At 74.4% G+C, this 17266-nt stretch carries 15 protein-coding genes and 2 pseudogenes; 1 reads left to right on the top strand and 16 read right to left on the bottom strand.

Annotated elements, in window-relative coordinates; genetic code table 11:
- Positions 1-2 precede the first annotated feature (2 nt).
- The 11 genes from ACWH4W_RS19240 to ACWH4W_RS19190 all read right to left on the bottom strand — a co-directional run bounded on the left by ACWH4W_RS19240 (position 3) and on the right by ACWH4W_RS19190 (position 12674).
- Positions 3-1763 carry an ABC transporter ATP-binding protein gene (locus ACWH4W_RS19240; protein WP_473076951.1) on the bottom strand — a complete coding sequence of 587 codons (1761 nt, stop codon included), beginning with the start codon at positions 1761-1763 and terminating at the stop codon, positions 3-5.
- Entirely contained in the window at positions 1760-3499 is a 1740-nt protein-coding gene (locus ACWH4W_RS19235) for an ABC transporter ATP-binding protein/permease (protein ID WP_473076950.1), read from the bottom strand. The genes ACWH4W_RS19240 and ACWH4W_RS19235 overlap by 4 nt, the downstream gene beginning before the upstream one ends.
- The gene (locus tag ACWH4W_RS19230; protein WP_473076949.1) at positions 3496-4629 is read right to left on the bottom strand and encodes a nitroreductase family protein; all 1134 of its coding nucleotides are present in this window, start codon (positions 4627-4629) and stop codon (positions 3496-3498) included. Before ACWH4W_RS19230 ends, ACWH4W_RS19235 begins: the two co-directional genes overlap by 4 nt.
- Positions 4630-4637: 8 nt before the next feature.
- A complete protein-coding gene (locus ACWH4W_RS19225; RefSeq protein ID WP_473076948.1) occupies positions 4638-6017 on the bottom strand; it encodes a YcaO-like family protein in 1380 nt (459 codons plus the stop codon).
- A complete protein-coding gene (locus ACWH4W_RS19220) occupies positions 6014-7495 on the bottom strand; it encodes a CocE/NonD family hydrolase (protein WP_473076947.1) in 1482 nt (493 codons plus the stop codon). The genes ACWH4W_RS19225 and ACWH4W_RS19220 overlap by 4 nt, the downstream gene beginning before the upstream one ends.
- On the bottom strand, positions 7492-8346 hold the full coding sequence (locus tag ACWH4W_RS19215) for a hypothetical protein (protein ID WP_473076946.1): 855 nt from the start codon (positions 8344-8346) through the stop codon (positions 7492-7494). The genes ACWH4W_RS19220 and ACWH4W_RS19215 overlap by 4 nt, the downstream gene beginning before the upstream one ends.
- Positions 8347-8438: 92 nt before the next feature.
- Positions 8439-8552, bottom strand: a complete 114-nt coding sequence (gene amiA, locus ACWH4W_RS19210) for a streptamidine family RiPP (RefSeq protein ID WP_240449383.1) — start codon at positions 8550-8552, stop codon at positions 8439-8441.
- A 57-nt stretch (positions 8553-8609) separates the two neighbouring features.
- Positions 8610-9431 carry an ABC transporter ATP-binding protein gene (locus ACWH4W_RS19205; RefSeq protein ID WP_381220779.1) on the bottom strand — a complete coding sequence of 274 codons (822 nt, stop codon included), beginning with the start codon at positions 9429-9431 and terminating at the stop codon, positions 8610-8612.
- A gap of 20 nt (positions 9432-9451) precedes the next feature.
- A complete protein-coding gene (locus ACWH4W_RS19200; RefSeq protein WP_473076945.1) occupies positions 9452-10459 on the bottom strand; it encodes a FecCD family ABC transporter permease in 1008 nt (335 codons plus the stop codon).
- Positions 10456-11628 carry a FecCD family ABC transporter permease gene (locus ACWH4W_RS19195; RefSeq protein WP_473076944.1) on the bottom strand — a complete coding sequence of 391 codons (1173 nt, stop codon included), beginning with the start codon at positions 11626-11628 and terminating at the stop codon, positions 10456-10458. Before ACWH4W_RS19195 ends, ACWH4W_RS19200 begins: the two co-directional genes overlap by 4 nt.
- A gap of 68 nt (positions 11629-11696) precedes the next feature.
- Positions 11697-12674 carry an ABC transporter substrate-binding protein gene (locus ACWH4W_RS19190; RefSeq protein WP_473076943.1) on the bottom strand — a complete coding sequence of 326 codons (978 nt, stop codon included), beginning with the start codon at positions 12672-12674 and terminating at the stop codon, positions 11697-11699.
- Between the two features lie 85 nt (positions 12675-12759).
- On the opposite strand from ACWH4W_RS19190, the gene ACWH4W_RS19185 reads away from it, so the two are divergent.
- Entirely contained in the window at positions 12760-13959 is a 1200-nt protein-coding gene (locus ACWH4W_RS19185) for a hypothetical protein (protein ID WP_473076942.1), read from the top strand.
- Between the two features lie 200 nt (positions 13960-14159).
- On the opposite strand, the pseudogene ACWH4W_RS19180 reads toward ACWH4W_RS19185, so the two are convergent.
- The 5 genes and pseudogenes from ACWH4W_RS19180 to ACWH4W_RS19160 all read right to left on the bottom strand — a co-directional run.
- Positions 14160-14519: pseudogene (locus ACWH4W_RS19180) on the bottom strand (hypothetical protein); the annotation flags it as partial.
- A 94-nt stretch (positions 14520-14613) separates the two neighbouring features.
- The gene (locus tag ACWH4W_RS19175; protein ID WP_473076941.1) at positions 14614-15285 is read right to left on the bottom strand and encodes a formylglycine-generating enzyme family protein; all 672 of its coding nucleotides are present in this window, start codon (positions 15283-15285) and stop codon (positions 14614-14616) included.
- 163 nt (positions 15286-15448) lie between these two features.
- Positions 15449-15754 (bottom strand): phosphopantetheine-binding protein, encoded by a 306-nt coding sequence (locus ACWH4W_RS19170; RefSeq protein WP_473076940.1) that lies wholly within the window; start codon positions 15752-15754, stop codon positions 15449-15451.
- Positions 15755-15924: 170 nt separating this feature from the next.
- Positions 15925-16206: pseudogene (locus ACWH4W_RS19165) on the bottom strand (Fe-Mn family superoxide dismutase); the annotation flags it as partial.
- 15 nt (positions 16207-16221) lie between these two features.
- Positions 16222-17202 carry a ferric reductase-like transmembrane domain-containing protein gene (locus ACWH4W_RS19160; protein ID WP_473076939.1) on the bottom strand — a complete coding sequence of 327 codons (981 nt, stop codon included), beginning with the start codon at positions 17200-17202 and terminating at the stop codon, positions 16222-16224.
- Positions 17203-17266: the final 64 nt, after the last annotated feature.

Below are 17266 nucleotides of genomic sequence, written 5' to 3'. Positions count from 1 at the left end.
GCTCAGGAGGGGGTGGTGCTGCTGAGGATGCGGTTGAGCGCGCTGCCGGGGCTGCTTGTGAGTTCCTCCCAGGTTCCCTCTTCCGTGATGAGGCCGTCCTCCAGGACTGCGATGCGGTCGGCGCGGCGGATGGTGGCCGGGCGGTGGGCGATGAGGATCGTCGTGCGGCTCTCCTGCCGCAGCGCGGTGGCGAGTTCGGCGTCGCCGGTGTTGTCCAGGTGGGCGGTGGTCTCGTCGAGCACGAGGACGCGCGGTCCGGCCAGCAGCGCGCGGGCCAGGGCGATGCGGGCCCGCTGACCGCCGGAGAGCGTGGCGCCCCGCTCGCCGACGAGGGTGTCCAGGGGGGCGATCCGGTCGACGCCGCACAGTCGTGCCGCCTCGGCCAGCGCCCGGTCGTCGGCCTCGGGCGCGGCGAGCCGCAGGTTCTCGGCGAGGGTCCCGTGGAAGAGGGGGGTGTCCTGTCCCACCAGCACCACCGCCCGCCGCAGTTCCGCGTCGTTCACCTCCCTCACGTCCACGGGATCGCCGTCGGCGGGCAGCAACTGGACCTCACCGGCGGACGGGTCCCAGAAGCGAGCCAGCAGGTGGGCACAGGTGGACTTGCCGGCGCCGGAAGCGCCGACGAGGGCGAGTGTCCGGCCGGGGTGGACGGTGAGGTCGACGCCGTCCAGCACGGGCCCGCCGCCGTAGTCGAACCTCACTCGGTGCAGCCGGACGCCCAGTGGTCCGGGAGGCAGGGGGCGTGGTGCGGTGGGCGGCGGTGCGAGGGCGGGGGCCTTGACGGCCGCGTCGACGCGAGCGGCGGCGGCGCGCAGGGCCACGGCCTGGCTCAGGGCGCGGGCCGACTCCGCAACCGGGCCGAGGACGGACAGGGCCAGCGCCATCGCGGCCGGCGCCCAGGCGCCGTGCAGCCGTCCGGAGGTCACGGACTGTGCCGCCGCGGCGACCACGCCGAGGACCGCGACCACGATGAGGAGGTCGCGGACGGCGGCGGCGACGGCCTCCCAGGTGGCCTCGGCGCGCTGGGCGTCGCCCACCTGCCGCCCCCGCTCCGCCAGCTTGCGGCGGCGTCCGGCCAGAGCGCCGAAGGCGAGCAGTTCGCGCAGCCCGTCGACGGTCTCCACCGTGTCGGCCGACAGCGCGGCCACGGCCGTGCGGGTGCGGCCGCCGCGTACCGTGCGTCCGCCTGCGTCGGCGAAGGGCGCCGCGGCGAGCAGGGCCGCGACCGGCAGCACGGCCGCCAGCAGCCACGGCTCCACCAGGGCCAGAAGTACCGATCCGCCGGTGAGGACCGTTCCCGCCGCGAGCAGTTGGGCGGTGGTGTGGGCGTAGAAGAACTCCAGCGCCTCCACGTCGGCCATGGCGGTGGCGGCGAGGTCGCCGCTGCGCCGGCCGGCGACCCGGGCGGGCGCGCTGCGGGCCAGTCCGTCGAAAACGCGGACCCGCAGTGCGGCCAGCACCCGGTAGGCCAGGTCGTGCGAGAGGTCCATCTCCCGCCAGGTCGTCAGGGCGCGTACGAGAACGAGGGCGACGAGCGCGGAGACGGTGCCGGCCGTGGGGGCGCGCCCTTCGATGACGGCGGTGCCCACGGTGTGCGCGGCCAGGGTCACCAGCGCGACGAGGGAGCCCTGTTCGAGGAGCGCGGCGGCACAGGTGCGGGCCGTCATGGCGCGGTGTGCCGCGAGGGCGGGCAGCAGGGCGCGCAGCGCGCCCCGCGCGGGGCCGTCCGCCCCGGGGGCGGCGGGAGCGGTGACAGTGCTCATGCGGCGAGGTCTCCTCGGTGGGCGCGGCCGGCCTCGACGAGCCGGGTGTAGACGCCGCCGGCCTCGACCAGGCCGGTGTGGTCGCCGACGGCGTCCACCCGTCCCGTGTCGAGGACGACGATCCGGTCGGCGTGCCGGACGGCCGCGAGCCGGTGGGCGACCACCAGGACGGTCCGCCCGCCGACCGCCTTCAGCAGCTCCCGGACGATGTCCGCCTCGCGGCGCTCGTCGACCGCGCTGGTGGCCTCGTCGAGGACGAGGACCGGGGCGTCGGACAGCAGGGCCCGGGCGAGGGCGAGCCGCTGTCGCTGGCCGCCGGAGAGCGTGGCGCCCCGTTCGCCGAGGACGGTGGCGTAGCCGTCCGGGAGGGCGGCGATCTCGTCGTGGATCCCGGCGGCGCGCGCCGCCCGGACGAGCTCGTCGTCCGTGGCGCCGGGCCGGGCCAGACGCAGGTTGTCGGCGATGGCGGCGTGGAACAGGTACGTCTCCTGCGAGACCACGGCGATGCCCTGCCGCAGCGAGTCGAGCGCGTACTCGGTCGTGGGGCGCCCGTCGAGGGTGATCCGCCCTTCCTGCGGGTCGTGGTGGCGCAGGAGCAGGGCCAGCAGGGTCGACTTGCCCGCGCCGGACGGCCCGACGATCGCGGTGGTCCGTCCCGCCCGCGCGGTGAAGGAGACGCCGTCCAGGGCAGGTGCGGGAGCACCGTCGTAGGTGAACCGGACGTCGTGGAAGCGGAGTTCGGGCGGGGTGTGCCAGTGCGCGGGCGCCGTTGCGGTGTCGGGGACCGCCGGCGCGGCCGTGCGCAGGGCCGCCAGCCCGTCGGCGGCCGACACCCCCAGGTAGCCGGCGTGCCATTCCCGGGCGAGGTCGCGGACCGGGCGGAAGCACTCGGAGGCCAGCAGCAGCACCAGATAGGTGCCGGTCGCGGTGGTGGATCCGGTGACGGCCGACCAGCACGCCAGGAGCGCCGCGGCGGCGGTGCCGCCCTGGACGGCGAGGTCGGTGATGCCGGTGTCGACCAGGGACACGCGCAGTTTGGCGACGGTCGCGCGGTGCAGGGCCGCGGACCGCTCCTCCAGGCGTGCCCGGGTGCGGCCGACCGCGCCCGCGGCGCGCAGGGCGGGCATGCCCTGGAGGGCCTCCAGGTAGTCGGCGCCCAGTCCTTCGTAGGTGTCCCAGTGCTCCTTTCCGCGGGTGGCGAGGAGCCGGTCCCAGGCGCGCGGACCCAGCAGGGCCAGGAGCAGGGCGGGGACGAGGCCGAGGAGGGCCCGGGGTTCGACCACGGCGAGGACGGCGAGGACCAGGGGTGGTACCGCGAGGGTGACCAGGAGCTGGGGCAGGTAGCGGGAGACGTAGGCGTCGACGCCCTCCACCCCCTCGACCAGGGTGGTGCGGACGGCTCCCGCCCGCGCTGTGGTCAGGTACGCGGGCCCCAGCCGGCCCAGGTGGGCCAGGAGTTCGTCGCGCAGTGCCACCCTGACCCGGGCCCCGGCGCGGGTGGCGGTGCACCGCTGCCACAGGGCGAGCCCGGCGCGGGCGGCGACGACGGCGAGCACCGCGGCCAGCAGCCACGGGAGGTGGCCGGTGTCAGCACGGGCCAGGCCGGCGAGCGCGAGGGCCAGCAGCGCGGCCTGCGCCAGGTGCGTGAGGGTGACGGCTCCCTGCAGGAGGGTGGCCGCGAGCAGGGGACGCCGTGCGCGCCGTGCGGCGCGGCGCAGCTCGGGGTGGACGATCATGTGGAGTTCTCCTCGTCGGCGTGGCGGGTGCCGAGGGCCAGGGCGTGCACGACCCAGTCACGGCCCGGCGCGGCGCCCAGGGCGGCGCCGAGATCCGCCTGCTGCCAGGAGCCGACGGGTCGGGCCGCCAGCCCGTGGCGCAGAGCTGCGACATGGGCCAGGTGGACGGCGAAGCCGGCTCGCAGGTGGGCGCGGCGGATGTGCGCGGTGTCGGCGTCCGTGGGGCAGCCGTGGGCGAGCAGTACGGCGCCGGCGTCCGCGAGCCACGCCTGGCCCGCCGCCCAGGCCGCGAGCGTCGGACGGGCCTCGCCGGACGCGTAGCGCCGCAGGGTCGTGCCCTCGGGGGCCAGTTCCATGAGGCCGGGCCGAGGCGGGCCGACCGCGGCGCACCAGCGCAACAGGCCACCGTCCCCGGCTCGTTCGGCGGTGGCCAGGACTGCCCGCAGTGCATCGCGGGGTGGGAGGCCCGGCAACGGCGGCGGGGTGCTGCGGCGCGCCAGCAGGTCGGCCGGGGCGGGCGGGTCCTCAGTCCCTGCAGGGCGCCTCGGGCTCCGCCCGTAGGGCGGTGGGATGCGTACGACGGCCAGGGGGTTCTCGGTGCGTCCGTCCATCCGTACGTCGGATTCGCCCGCGCCCAGGACGCGGGCCGCCAGGAGCAGCGCCGCGGCGGCGTGCCCGGTGTCCAGCAACAGGAGGGGCCAGGCCCGGTGGCCGTAGTGGGACACCGTGCGCTGTGCGGTGACGGAGAGTGCGACGGTCACGCCCGGCGGCGTGCCGTCGACGGGCGGGCCGACGTGATGGACGCGGTGGCGCAGCGGGTCGTAGCCGTAGCGGCCGGGCGGCAGGGAGCAGCCGGCGCCCACGACCAGTTCGGCGTCCACCGGGTGCAGCGCACCGGCGGAGGGGGTGGGCCTGAGGCGTCCGGTGGCGTCCGAGGCCGCCAGGGAAAGATGCAGCAGAGTCCGCAGGTCGAGGTCCGCGGGGCCGGCCTCCGGGATCGGGAGCGGCGGACCCGCCCAGGCCCGGACGGGTGCTCCGGCGGGCGTGCCGGGGCCGGGACGTTCCGGAGAGCGGGCCCGGGCGAGGGCGGCGACGAGGCCCGTCGGCGGGTCCTCGCGGTGGTCTTCCACAGCGGCCCTCACATGTGCGGCGGAGGCGCCAGCGTGAAATCCTCCGGCGCGCTCGGCGCGGTCGCGCGCCATCCGCGCGCGACGGCGGCCTCGGCAAGGCGCGGGCAGCCGAAGTAGCCGAAGGCGGCGGGCGCGTTGGGCAGCAGTCCGGAGACGAGGACCCGGGCGACGCGCAGCGCGGTCTCCGCCACGTCCTCGGTGGTGAGGTCGAAGGTCATGACACGGTGACCGCCCCCGCGCAGCGTGCTCTCCAGCCGCTCCCGGCTGCCCGGCTCGACCTCTGCGACGGACACCGTCCCGAGCGCGGGCTCGGTGAACCTCCGGGCCTCGGCCGCCATCCGCCCGTCCAGCCACACCTGCACGTGTGCTCCCAGGTCGCGCACGTGCTCGAACTGCTCGCCGCACACGTCGAGGTAGCGGCCGTCGGCCCGGTGCTCCAGGTACAGCCCGCGGGCGAGCAGTCCGGCCTCGACGGCCTGGAACACCCAGCCGCCGGGGTCGGTCAGGCCCTGGGTGAAGACCCAGGTGTGGACGGCTTCCAGGACGGCCTTGCGGGCAGCCTCGGCGGGATCGTACTTGCAGGCGAACCCGGCGGCGTACAGGCCGAGGCGCGGGTCGTGGACGAGCGCGGCCATGCAGGGGGCGAACTCCGAGTGCATCTCGACGATGTGGACGTCGAGCGCGGAGCCGGCGAGGTCGTCGGCGAGGCCGGGCACGCTCGCCGGGTCGATGCCCCGGGCCGGGCCGTCCAGGTGCCACCACAGTTCCAGGGCGTCGCGTTCGACGACCTCCAGCAGGCCGCGCTCGACAGCGTCGTCGAGGCCCTGTCCGGTGGCGATCCCGGCGTAGTTGAGGTGGTGGGTGCGGGGCAGCTCGCGCAGGTCACCTTGGCGCCAGTTGAGGTGGGTGAGCGAGACGGGTGCCCAGACCTCGGCGGCGGTCCCGTCGGGCAGTCGTTCGGTTCCCCGTGTCCACAGCGCGGGGGTGTCGGCGGTGAACGGGCGGTAGGGGAACTTCGCGCGGGCGTGCTGCCAGGGTGCGTAGGCGGGCAGATCGGCCGGACCGTACAGGCGCAGGCCCTTGTCCGCCAGTTCGGCGGCGGTGGCGCGCACGGGTGCGTCCGGGTGGCCGGGCGGCGGCACGCGGTTGCCGCAGTAGCGCTCCACCCCCTCGGCTATCGCGGCGACGCGGGCCTGTCCGGGGTCGCCGAAGGTGGTGCCGAGGGAGACCCGGTCGGCGGGCCACAGGCCGTGTCTGCGAGCGTCGGACACCTCGGCCGTGAGCGCGGTGTAGCGGGGCGGGGCGCCCGCGGGGTGCTCGACGGGCTTGACCTTGCGGACGATTCCGCAGACGGGGTCGACGAGCGCTTCCAGCGGCAGAGCCGTCATCGCAGGATCTCCTCGGCGGGGTCGGTGGGGGCGGGACGGGACGGGAGGACGGGCAGGTTCAGCACCACGCTGTCCGGGTCGACCTCCCGCCGGGAGGCGAGCAGTTGTGCGGCCGTCATCGGGTCGTCCCCGGTGTGGGGGTTGCGGGCGTGGGCCGGGAAGTGGTGTCCGGCGATCTCCAGGCGCAGCCGGGTACCGGCCCGGAGCCGACGTGCGAGCCGGCCGAGTCCGACGGTGAACGCGGCTTCCCGGCCGGCCGGTTCGGCACGCCGGACGATACCGACGGCGAGCCGCTCGGCGGTCCCGTCCGGTGGGAGCGCGACGAGCCTGGCGGCCCAGTCGGCGGACGGTGTGTGGGCGGTGGCCCGCAGCCGCACGCTGACGGGGCCGACGAGGTCGAGCGGACGCGGCGACGGCGGTGTGACCAGCAGGCAGCGGTCGGGCGGGCCATCGGCGGGGACGGTCAGGTCGTCGGAGCGGACGGGCCGGACGGGGTCGGCGGTGAAGGCGGAGCCGTGCAGCAGGCGCGTGCGGTGGGCACGCGGTTCTCCCTCTGCGTCGGCGGGCAGCCACAGGCCGGCGCCGCCGAGCGCCAGTGCGCCGTGGTGGCCGGGGGCGAGGCCGCCGGTCAGGGCGCGGCGGGCCCAGCGCACGTACAGCTCGCCGAGGTTCAGCCGGTGGGCGGGTCCCGCGTCCGGCCCCGGAGCAGCGGTCAGCGGGTGCCCCCAGGGGCCGAGCAGCAGACGCGCCGAGGATCCGCCCCAGGCGCGCCACAGGGCGACGGTCTCCTCGGTGAAGTGGTCGTGGTGGCCGCCCACCGTGAGCAGGGGCGGCCCGGCGTGCGCCGCCCGCGCCACGAGGCGCCCGCGGTCGGGCCGGCGCCACACCCCCGCCCACGAGGGCAGGGCGCGTCCCAGCCGCTCGGGCAGGGCGGTCAACGGCAGGTGGGCGAGCAGGCCGGGGTCCTCGGCGAGGGCCTTGTCCAGCGCGTTCTCGTCGGAGTCGCGCCGGTCGCCGTGGGCGGCCCACCATCCGGCGCGGGACAGCAGCCGTTCCACGCCGGACGCCTCGCGGGCCGTCTCCGCCGGGCCGAGGGCGGGCACGGCCACGATGACGGCGTCCGGCCGGGCGTCCCCGGGCGCGTCGAGGGCGAGGACGAGGGCGCAGTGGGCGGCGTAGGAGGCGCCGGCGGCCACCAGCCGCCCGTCGCTCCACGGCTGTTGCCGGATCCAGCGGACGGCCGCTGTGCCGTCCGCGGTCTCGTGCGCGTACGGGTGCCACTCCCCCGGCGACGCGAAGCGCCCCCGCACGTCCTGGACGACGGCGGCGAACCCGCGGCGGGCCCAGCCGCGCGCCTCGGCCTCGTGCCGGGTCCGGTCGTAGGGGGTGCGCACCAGGACGGTCGGGAAGGGGCCGTCACCGGCCGGGAGCAGGACGTCGGTGGCGAGTCCCCCCACGGCCGTGCTGAACGCCGTCATCCGTCCTTCTTCGGCATCGGCGCGACGTCGGGCACCGGCAGCACGGGGTGCTCGGTGACGGTCAGCGTGCGCAGGTCCACCCGTCGCAGTCGACGCCGCACCGGGAGTCCCCCCGGGTCGGAGGCCCCGGTGGCCCACCGGCCGAGATCGTCCGCGAGCAGCGCCGCGAGCAGCGTGGCGGCGGGCGCGGCGAGGCGGACCGGCGCGCCGGAGGTACGCGGTCCGCTCCAGTACGCGGCCAGTTCGCGGTGAGCGGGCGTGGCGGCGAGCCGGCGGGACCGGACGTGTGCCGAGGTGACGTCCCCGGGAGCGGCGGCCACCGGCTCGACGTACGCCTGCCAGCCCTCGCGGTGGCAGCGCAGCCACGCGACACCGTGCTCCGGCAGGCGGTCGGCGGCGTCCCACAAGCCGTCCGGCACGGGTCCGTCCAGGCACCAGACGACCGCGGAGGGGTTTCCGTCGAGCAGGTTCTCGACGCCCGCCGGCGAGCTGCCGGAGGCGGTCACGGCCGGAGTCGTGCGGGGCCGCGCGCCCAGGGCGGCCAGGTGCACGGCGAGCGGTTCGGTCAGGACCGGGTCGCCGAGGACCCTGACGTCCCGGCGAGCGGCGGGCCACTCCGGGCTCCACGGCCCTTCCGCCAGGTATCCGGCTTCTTCGAACGCCCGGATCACGCGGTCCATCCCCTCGTCCACCGGGGCCGTGGTCCCCCCGGTGAGCAGGGAGAGCAAGGCGTCCTCGTCAACGTCTCCTGTCCTGACGCTGAAGAACTCCCCCGCGGAGGTGCGGACGGCAAGCCCTCTCCCGGGCACGGCGACGACCTCGACACCGGGGACGAGTCGGCTACGGGACACGGTGTTCCTCCTGTCGACGGGAGCGGGGACGGGCGTGGGCCCGCCCGGAAGGCATCGGGCGGGCCCACGGTCGAGGGTGGCTGGGCCCTCGCTTACTCCTCGGTGTCCTCGAAGGGGTTCTCGACGAGCGCGTTGGAGTGAGAGGCCGAGTCGTGAGCCAGCTGACCCGGGTCGGCGATCGGCGCGAAGACCTGCTCGTTTTCCATGAACTCTCCTTCATCAGCAGGGAGACACGGCGTTCGGACGAACGCCGCGACCTCACTCTAATGAATCTGATTTTCATATTCTAGAGCTGCGATGGGGTGATCTGGGTAACACACGGGCCACCCTCCTTCCGGATCCTCGCCGACCCGGCCCGCCACCTGCAGCACCTCCGCCAGCAACCCCGGCGTGACGACCTGCTTCGGCGCTCCGTCGGCGACCACACGGCCCTCCCGCAGGGCGACGATCCGCTCGGCGAACCGGGCCGCGTGGGCCAGGTCGTGCAGCACCATCACCACCGTGAGCCCGCGTTCCTCCCGCAGACGCACCACGGTCTGCAGTACGTCGAGCTGGTGGTGCAGATCCAGGTACGTGGTCGGTTCGTCGAGCAGCAGGACCCGGGTGTCCTGCGCGAGCGCCATCGCGAGCCGGACACGTTGCCGCTCGCCGCCGGACAGCGCGTCGACGTCACGGTCGGCCCAGTCCTCCACCCCGACATCACGCAGCGCCCGGCGCACGACGGGGTCGTCGCCCTCGCGCAGCATGCCCAGCGGGCCACGTGCCGCATACCGCCCCTGACGGACGAGGTGACGCACCGTCATGCCCGGCACGGCCGGAGCCGACTGGTGCAGCAAGGCCACCCTCCGGGCCGTGGCGCGTCTTGAAAGCCGCGTGACGTCGTCCTCGCCGAGCAGCACGCGCCCTTCGTCGGGGTGGAGCAGCCCGGCGGCCAGCCGCAGCAGGGTCGACTTGCCGCAGCCGTTCAGGCCGATCAGGGCGGTCAGTTCGCCCGGCCGGACGGTCAGGTCGACGCCCCGCAGCACGGGCCGTCCGGGGTAGCCGAAGTGAACCCCCTCGACGTGGATCCCCACGGACTCGATCATGCTCTGTCCTCGATTCGACGTCAGAACGTACGGCTCGGCGTGCGGCGCACGACGAGCAGCAGCAGCGCGGCGCCGAGGCAGGCGGTGAGCGCCCCGACCGGCAACGTGAGCCGCCCGGAGTCCAGCGCCGCCGCCAGCAGCCGCGAGGACACCTGCGCCGCCGCGTCGGCCCCGCACACCACGACCGCGCCTGTCAGGGCGGCGCCGGGCAGGCTCCGGCGCAGGTCCGCACCGAAGACGGCCACGGCCAGGTGCGGAACGAGCAACCCGATGAAGCCCAGCGCGCCGACCGCAGCCACGGCGCCGGCGGTCAGGGCCACCGCGCACATCAGGGCCAGGGTCCGGGCCCGGCGGGCGGAGAGACCGGCGGCGAGGGCGATGTCGTCCCCGCAGCGCAGCAGGGTCAACGGCCCCGCCAGCAGCCAGGCAGCAGCCCCCCAGACGAGCGCCCACGGCCACAGCAGGTGCCAGTGCTCCCACACCCGGCCCTCCGTGGTGCCCACCAGCCACTGCACGACGCTGCCGAGCTCACCCGGTTCCACGAGCAGCACCATGGCGGTGAGCCCGCCGAGCACCGCCGACACCAGTACCCCGTGCACGGCGGTCTGCGCGGGATCACCGCGCCCGCGGCCGGCGAGCAGCCACAGCAGCGCCGCTCCGGCGCACCCGCCCGCGCAGGCGGCGAGGACCACGGCCAGGGGCGAGTCCCACCCGGCGAGCCCCAGGGCGGTCGCGGTGACGGCGCCGAGCACCGCCCCCGGGGTCACGCCCGTCACCTCCGGCCCGGCCAGGGGATTACGCAGGGCGGACTGCAGGACCAGTCCCGCCACGGCCAGACAGGCCCCCGCGCCGAGGGCCACCAACAGCCTCGGCAGGCGCAGCTGGAACACGATGTGGCGCTCCGTCGCGTCACCGCCGCCGTTGAGGACGTCCCAGACCGCCCCCGGGGACATGCCGCGCCCGGCCACCACCTCCACTGCGGCGCACACGACGGCCAGTGCCGCGAGGGCCGTGAAACGCCGGGTCACCGTACGTCCTCCGTTCCGGTCGTCCCGAGAGGCGGCGAGGTCGGACCGCCGGGCCCGGGTTCGCCCCGGTGAGCGTGATGCGATGCCCCGGCGGGAGGCACTTCGTCCGCCACACCCGAAGCCGTCTTCCGCGGCCCGGACAGTCGCTCGCGCCCCCCGGACGAAGCGGCCGGTCCGCGCCGGGCCACCGCCCGGCGACGGCCACCCGACCGCATCAGCGCGACGCCGGCCGGCACCCCCAGCAGGGCCGTCCACGCGCCGGCGGGCGTCTCCACGGGCGCCAACGCCAGCCGGGCCGGGACATCGGCGGCCACCACGACGACAGCGCCCCAGGCCGCGGACCAGGGGAGCCAGCGCACCGCTCCCGCCGCGGGATCGAACCAGCGGCTCAGGTGTGGGGCGAGGAACCCCACCCACGCGACGGGCCCGCACACGGCCGTCACCGGAGCGATCAGCACCACGGCGATGGCCAGCGCTGCCAGCCGGGCGCGCTGAGCTCGCACACCGAGCGCCTCCGCGTCCTCGTCGCCCAGCCGCAGCACGGACAGCACCGGCGCGCACAGCACGAGTGCGGGCACCGCGACGAGCAGCCACGGCCACAGGCCCGTCACGTCGTCCCACGTCCGGGCGGAGAGGGAGCCGAGCAGGTAGCGGTAGATCAGCTGGAGGTCGAGCTGGTCGGCCATGACCATCAGGACGAGCAGCGCGGCCTGCAGCGCGGCCGCCACCGCGGCGCCGGTCAGCAGCACGGCGGACGGGCTGCGACCCAGCCCCGCGACGAGCAGCGTCAGTCCGCCGCCGAGCGCGGCGCCGCCGATGGCCAGCAGCGGCTGGACGGCGGCGGGCAGCGAGAGGGTCAGCACCAGCGGCGCGGCCACCCCGAGCGCGGCCCCCGACGACACGCCCAGCATCTCCGGCACCGCCAGGGGGTTGCGCAGCGCCTCCTGGAGCACCAGTCCGGCCGCCCCCAGACAGGCACCGGCGACGAGCGCCAGCAGCAGGCGGGGCACGCGGAGTTCGGTCACGACGATCCCGGCGAGGGTGGTGTCCCCGTCCAGTACCGCGGCGACCAGCCGGTGCGGGGGGACGTAGGGCGTGCCGAGGCCGAGCGCGCAGACCGAGGAGACGGCCAGCAACACGACCACCAGAAGCGGTTGCCACCTCCGCATGCCGCGCGACGGCCGCTCTCCGCCCGCCGCGGCCTGATCGGCTACGGCGGGTCCTGGAAGGGACGTCCTCACCGCAGCGCGGCCGTGGCCTCGTCGAGCACGATGCCCAGCGAACGGGTGCCGCGCCCCTTGGCCCACACCTCTGAGTTCACCTCGTGGACGTCATCGTTCCTCACTGCCGGAATCTTGCCCCAGAGCGGGTTCCCGGCGAGCTTCTCGGACAGTTCGCCCTCCGCGTCGCCGAAGCTCAGCGTCTCGACGAACAGCACGTCGACGTCCTTGGCGAGGATCTCTTCGAGACTGTAACTTCCCTCCACACCACGGGACTTCCACGGGTAGTCGGCGATCTTGGGGAACAGGCTGGCGGCCACGTCACCTTCGGGCGTCGCGACGCCGAAGTTCTCGTCACTGCCGTAGATGATGAGCGCGGTCTTGTCGCTCGGGGTCTTCTCGGCCTCGGCGAGCTTCGCCCGGAAGGCCCTCTCCGCCTTCTCCCCCTGGGCGGTGCGGCCGGTGAGCGCGGCGGTGTCGCGCAGGTAGCCCACGCTGTCCTGCCACGTCTCGGGCTGCATGGCCCAGAACGTGGTCGCTCCCTTGAGCGCCGGGGCGAGCTTGCCGTGGGTGTCCCCGAGGCCGATCACGAGATCGGGCTTGTGGGAGAGGATCGCCTCCACCTCCGGGGCGATGAATCCGCCGGGGATGATGTCCACCTCCTTGGCCTTCTCCTCTCCCAGGAAGTCCGGGTGGGCGAGCAACGCGCTGTTGGTGGCCGCCGGCACGATGCCCAGTTCCGTCAGGATGTCGTCGCACAGGGCGAACAGGCAGACGATCCGCTCGGGCTCCTTCTTCAGGGAGATCCTGACGCCGTTGGTGTCGGTCAACTCCGTCGACGCCTTGATGGGTTCGACGGTCACCTCCGTCTTCGCCGCGGGCTTGGCCTTGTCGTCCGTGGCCTCTTCGGAGGACGAGCCGCAGCCGACCAGGAGCGAGCCCACCGCCGCTGCGGTGAGCCAACTGCGAACGAATCTCGACGGTGAGCGCAGCATCGATGCCCTCGCTTCTTTTCAGGTACCGGGAACGCACTGAAGATACATGATAATCGTTTTCACCAGACCGGTTCCCGGAGGACTCATGCCTGTTGCCGCACCCGTCCTGCTCGTCTCCGACCATGTGGCCGGAGCCGTACACCTGCTGACCGTGCCCGACGGCGCCGTGGCAGGGCGCCTCACCGGCCGTCACCTTTCGGAGCACGCCGGGTTCCTGGCGCTGCCGGGCGGGCGGGTGGCCTGCGTCGACGACCGCCGCGGTGAACTGCTGGTGCTCAACCCCTACGCCGAGCAACTCGTGGAGCGCGCGGTTCCGGTCGCCGTGCCGGCCGAGCACCTCGCCTGCGACCCGTCCGGCCGCCGACTGGCCGTCACCACCGGCCTCGGCAGGAACAGCGAACCGTGGTCGGACCTGCTGACGGTCCTCGACCTGACCACCGGAGAGGCCGCACGGGTGCGGACGCGCATCGGCGAACCGGGCGTGACCGTGCTGGGCGAGACCGACCCTCTGGTCGTACTGCGGCACCGGGAACCCGGTGCGCTGGCCGTCCACCGGTTCGCGGACCTCCTCGCGGCTCCGCATGGCTGCCCCCTGGTCACCCCTCACGCGCTCCTGCCGCTGCCGGACGACGGGCACGGGGACGCGCAGGCACCCGACTCGGAGCAGGTGTTCGCGGCCACGAGCCAGGGAGTGCACCGGGCCCGCAGGAAGGGCGACATCCTCGCTGCCGAGGCGGTCATTCCGTGGGGATCGCCCGCCCGGGGCTGGTACCTCCGGCTCGACACCCGGCGTCAGGCACTGTGGACCACGCTGCGCGGCGGCGACCCGGACCCGCTGCGCTGGCCGGAGTGGACCAACCAGGCATGGCACCATGAGCTGGGAACCGGCCGCACGCTGCTCACGGACCTCGGTCCCGGGCTCGTCTTCCGGCTGGCCCTCGCCCGGCGCCACACCGCTTTCACCCGTGTCCATCCCGACGGCGACGAGCTGATCCTGCTCGGCGCCGACGGCGCCGCCCGCCGCTTCCCCCTGCCCGGTATGGACGGTGCTCCACGTCGCGGCGGCACCCCCTGGGAGGGCGTCCAACGCCGCGCGGTGGCCGCCTCACCGGGCTCCGACTGGATCGCCGTCACCCGGGGCGGCCACGGCGAGGTGCACATCGTCGACGCGGAGACCGGCCACGAGGCGGCGCGCCCACGGCTGAGCACACCGCTGCATCACGGCGGCCACCTGACACTGCGCGTCCAGAACGACGGTGCCGACGGTGATCCCGTGGGTCGGTGACGGGCCGTGTGGGCCGACGCGTTCCAGGCGTCCCCGACAGCCGCCCGCCCACACGAGCGACACCCGGTACCCGCCACACGTACGTCCGTACGCCGCTTCTCCCGTCGTGACCGAGGACCGGGTCCGGTCCCGCGGCGGGACAGCGGTGCCCCCTCGCCACCGCGGTCTCGAGGCCGCGGCGGCGAGGGCACGTCGCGGAGTCAGTGTCCGGGGACGACGCCCGACAGTTCGTTGGTGCCCTCCGGCAGGGTGACGGAGGCGATCTTCTTCCCCGTGTCCAGGTCGATGGCGTGCAGGGCCTTCTTGCCGGGGCCGGAGACGTACGCGGTGCGGTCGCGGACGAACAGGGTGGGCCGGGCCTGCCGCCAGTCCAGCGGCTCCTGCCACTTGCCCACGGCGGGGATCTTCTTCTCGGTCCTGCCGCTGTCCGGGTCGATGACGTGGAGGGCGCCGTCGGTTCCGAGGACCAGGGCCTCGCCGTGCGGGCCGCGGGCCGGCGAGCGGAAGGAGCAGCTGGCGCCCAGGTCGAGCAGGCGCAGCTTCTTCTTCTCGGTGCCGATACCCACTTACCGGCGCAGACCAGCTCTTAACGCCCACTTGAAGGTGGGCGCGAGCGGCTTCCGTTGCATGAGGGAAACGGACGCAATCGACCCGTCACAGGAGGGAACGCGCGATGCGAAACCCGACGTCGTCGACCTTGAAGGTCGGGTGACCACGGCGTCGCACGGAGGCCCGGCAACTCCAGTGCTCATCGAACCATCCACCTCCACGGAGCACCCGATAGGCGCCGTAGGCTTCGGCGTCGTAGACATCCCAACACCAGTCCCAGACGTTGCCAAGCATGTCGTAAATCCCCCAGGCGTTGGGGAGTTTGCCGCCCGGTTCGTGGATGCCTTCGTGTGAGTTGCCGCGGTACCACGCGATCTCGTCGAGCTCCCCGTAACGTGGCCCTGCCGTACCCGCACGGCAGGCATGCTCCCACTCGGCTTCGGTCGGCAGTCGGTACCCATCGGCGGACGCATCCCACTCGATATTCTCGCCGTCGGTATGGAAGTGGTACGCAGGCGTGAACCCGTCGCGCTGGGACAGTGCGTTGCAGAACCGTACCGAGTCCCACCAGGAGACACATTCGACGGGCAACCCGTCGCCATGGGCGGTGCTCGGCCGCCGGCCAGTGATCTGGGCGTAGAACGCCTGGGTGACTGGGAATGCCGCGAGCTGATAAGGCGCGAGCTCGACCGACCAGTTGCGCTGCGTCCGCCGGTCCGACAGCGTCACTTGCCCTGGGGGAATCGTGATCATCTCGTTCCCCGTAACCAAGTCCATGATCAGAAATTCTAACAAGACCTGCCATCGCGAAGCGTCAGAACCGAACCACATCAGCTGAGACAGCGCCCGGTGTGGATGCCGGGCAGGGCCTGGGTGTCCCGGATGGGGCTGGTGGTGGCGATGTCCGTGATCAGGTTGACGCGGGCGGCCGTACGACGGCTCATGCGCCGTCGGGCCTGCGCATGCGCCGCGGCGCGGGCCTGGCCTTCGGCCGCCGGTCACCCCGGCCGGCGAGCCAGCCCGCGAGTGCGGCCGGCGTGGGCGAGGTGAAGACGGTACGGATCGGCGGCTCCCCGCCCAGCACCGTACGCACTCGGCTGACCAGGCGTGTGGCCAGCAGCGAATGACCGCCGAGGGCGAAGAAGTCGTCGTCCGCACCGACCGTCGGCAGGCCCAGCAGCCGTGCGAACGCCTCGCGGAGGATCCGCTCCTGTTCGGTGGCCGGTTCCCGCCGACGCGGCGACATATCGCCTCGGCACACGCCCCGGCCGTGTCGGCACACGGCGCCGGACATGAGCGCCGGCCGGTCCGAGCGCCTCCAGGGCGTGCGTGCAGAGGCGGACCCGGGTGCGCCGGAAGGGCCTGCGGCCGGGATGCCGGGCCGGAAGCCTCCTCGCGCCACTTGCAGGGGAAGGGGGCCTGCTCCCAGGCGTCGAAGAGCAGGACCGGAGTGGAGTCCTGGCCGACGTCGCCCTGGTGCTCGTGAACCTGCTCGACGACCAGCCGGCCGCTCAGCGGCTCGTACGCCAGGACGCCCCAGCCCGGACCCTGGGTGGTCGCCACGGCATTGGTGAGCTGCGCCTTGACGCGGGCGAAGGAGCCGAAGGACCCGGCGACCGCGTCGGCGGGGTCACCGACGCCGTCGGCGGCCGGGGGCTCGCCGCCGCCGTCACCGGTCGTGTCGTGCCAGGAGATGGAGGGCGGGGTGCGGCGTCAGTCCGTCTCCTGGGCGTGGGGGGCCGTCGCGGGCGGGTGGGCCGGGCGGTCCCGTCCGCCGTCGCGGCCGGACACCACCACGACGACCAGCCCGATGACAACGGCCCCGACCGCGACCCGCCCTGCCACCCGCACCCACCAGCCCGGCCGGGCCGCACCCCCGCCCGGCGGGCCCAGCCGCTCGGCCCGCCGTGCCGGCCTCAGCAGACGCAGCAACAGCAGTACCGCGACCGGAAGTTGCAACAACCACAGAACGGTGCGCGGCCACTCCCCGTACCAGACGTTGGTCCCGTACAGCAGCGTGTGCCACACGCTCAGCACGTACACGACGATCACGAAACGGTGCAGCCGGCGCCAGGTGTTCGCTCCGATGCGGTGCCGGACGTAGAACAGCAACCCGAGCGGGATCGCCAGGTACAGGGCACCCTGCCCGATCGGGATGGCGATCTTTCCGGTACCGGAGTCGTACCAGCCCGGCACGAAGCTGTCCGCGAAACCCACCCACAACCGCTCCGCCCAGTCCACCTCCGTCTCGTAGCGCACGAGTTCGGCCGCGAACATCAGCGCGTGCGCGAACATCAGCGCCATGGCCGTCAGGCTCGTGGTGCGGTGCCAGCGCTCCAGCACCTGCCGGGAGACCGGCAGCCGGGCGGGGCGCGGTCCCGACAGCAGCAGACCGAGCATGACCGTGCCCCACGCCCACAGCAGCCCCGACCACCCGAACGCCTGGCTGAGCAGATACATCCAGTAGGTGCCGGGATCGTCCATGAACGGCATCACCGCGACCGTGTCCGACGCACCCGACTCCATGCGCGCCCACAGGAGGGCGAACACGAGCACGGTCACCACCACCGCCGCGGTGGCGTCGGGCAGGGCGGAGCGCAGATCACCGCGCAGAGCCACGCGGTCACCGGAAGGCCGTCGCCGTCCGGACGGGGGCACCGCCCTTTCTTCCTCCGGCCTCGTGTCCGACGTCATCAGAAGCCTCCCGGGCACGGGCGACCGCGGCAGCGGTGCGCATGTGGCGTGAGGCAACAAGTCT

The sequence above is a fragment of the Streptomyces sp. DSM 120436 genome (assembly GCF_055778765.1).
Note: the sequence above shows the minus strand (reverse complement) of the source record. Positions and strands in the feature narration are given on the sequence as shown.

Bases quoted from the DNA above. Each gene is read 5' to 3' on its own strand.
- ACWH4W_RS19175 (WP_473076941.1), bottom strand. From the start codon at position 15,285: ATGGACTTGGTTACGGGGAACGAGATGATCACGATTCCCCCAGGGCAA.
- ACWH4W_RS19220 (WP_473076947.1), bottom strand. From the start codon at position 7,495: ATGACGGCGTTCAGCACGGCCGTGGGGGGACTCGCCACCGACGTCCTG.
- ACWH4W_RS19190 (WP_473076943.1), bottom strand. From the start codon at position 12,674: ATGCTGCGCTCACCGTCGAGATTCGTTCGCAGTTGGCTCACCGCAGCG.
- ACWH4W_RS19195 (WP_473076944.1), bottom strand. From the start codon at position 11,628: ATGCGGAGGTGGCAACCGCTTCTGGTGGTCGTGTTGCTGGCCGTCTCC.
- ACWH4W_RS19225 (WP_473076948.1), bottom strand. From the start codon at position 6,017: ATGACGGCTCTGCCGCTGGAAGCGCTCGTCGACCCCGTCTGCGGAATC.
- amiA (WP_240449383.1), bottom strand. From the start codon at position 8,552: ATGGAAAACGAGCAGGTCTTCGCGCCGATCGCCGACCCGGGTCAGCTG.
- ACWH4W_RS19240 (WP_473076951.1), bottom strand. From the start codon at position 1,763: ATGAGCACTGTCACCGCTCCCGCCGCCCCCGGGGCGGACGGCCCCGCG.
- ACWH4W_RS19185 (WP_473076942.1), top strand. From the start codon at position 12,760: ATGCCTGTTGCCGCACCCGTCCTGCTCGTCTCCGACCATGTGGCCGGA.
- ACWH4W_RS19205 (WP_381220779.1), bottom strand. From the start codon at position 9,431: ATGATCGAGTCCGTGGGGATCCACGTCGAGGGGGTTCACTTCGGCTAC.
- ACWH4W_RS19235 (WP_473076950.1), bottom strand. From the start codon at position 3,499: ATGATCGTCCACCCCGAGCTGCGCCGCGCCGCACGGCGCGCACGGCGT.
- ACWH4W_RS19160 (WP_473076939.1), bottom strand. From the start codon at position 17,202: ATGACGTCGGACACGAGGCCGGAGGAAGAAAGGGCGGTGCCCCCGTCC.
- ACWH4W_RS19170 (WP_473076940.1), bottom strand. From the start codon at position 15,754: ATGTCGCCGCGTCGGCGGGAACCGGCCACCGAACAGGAGCGGATCCTC.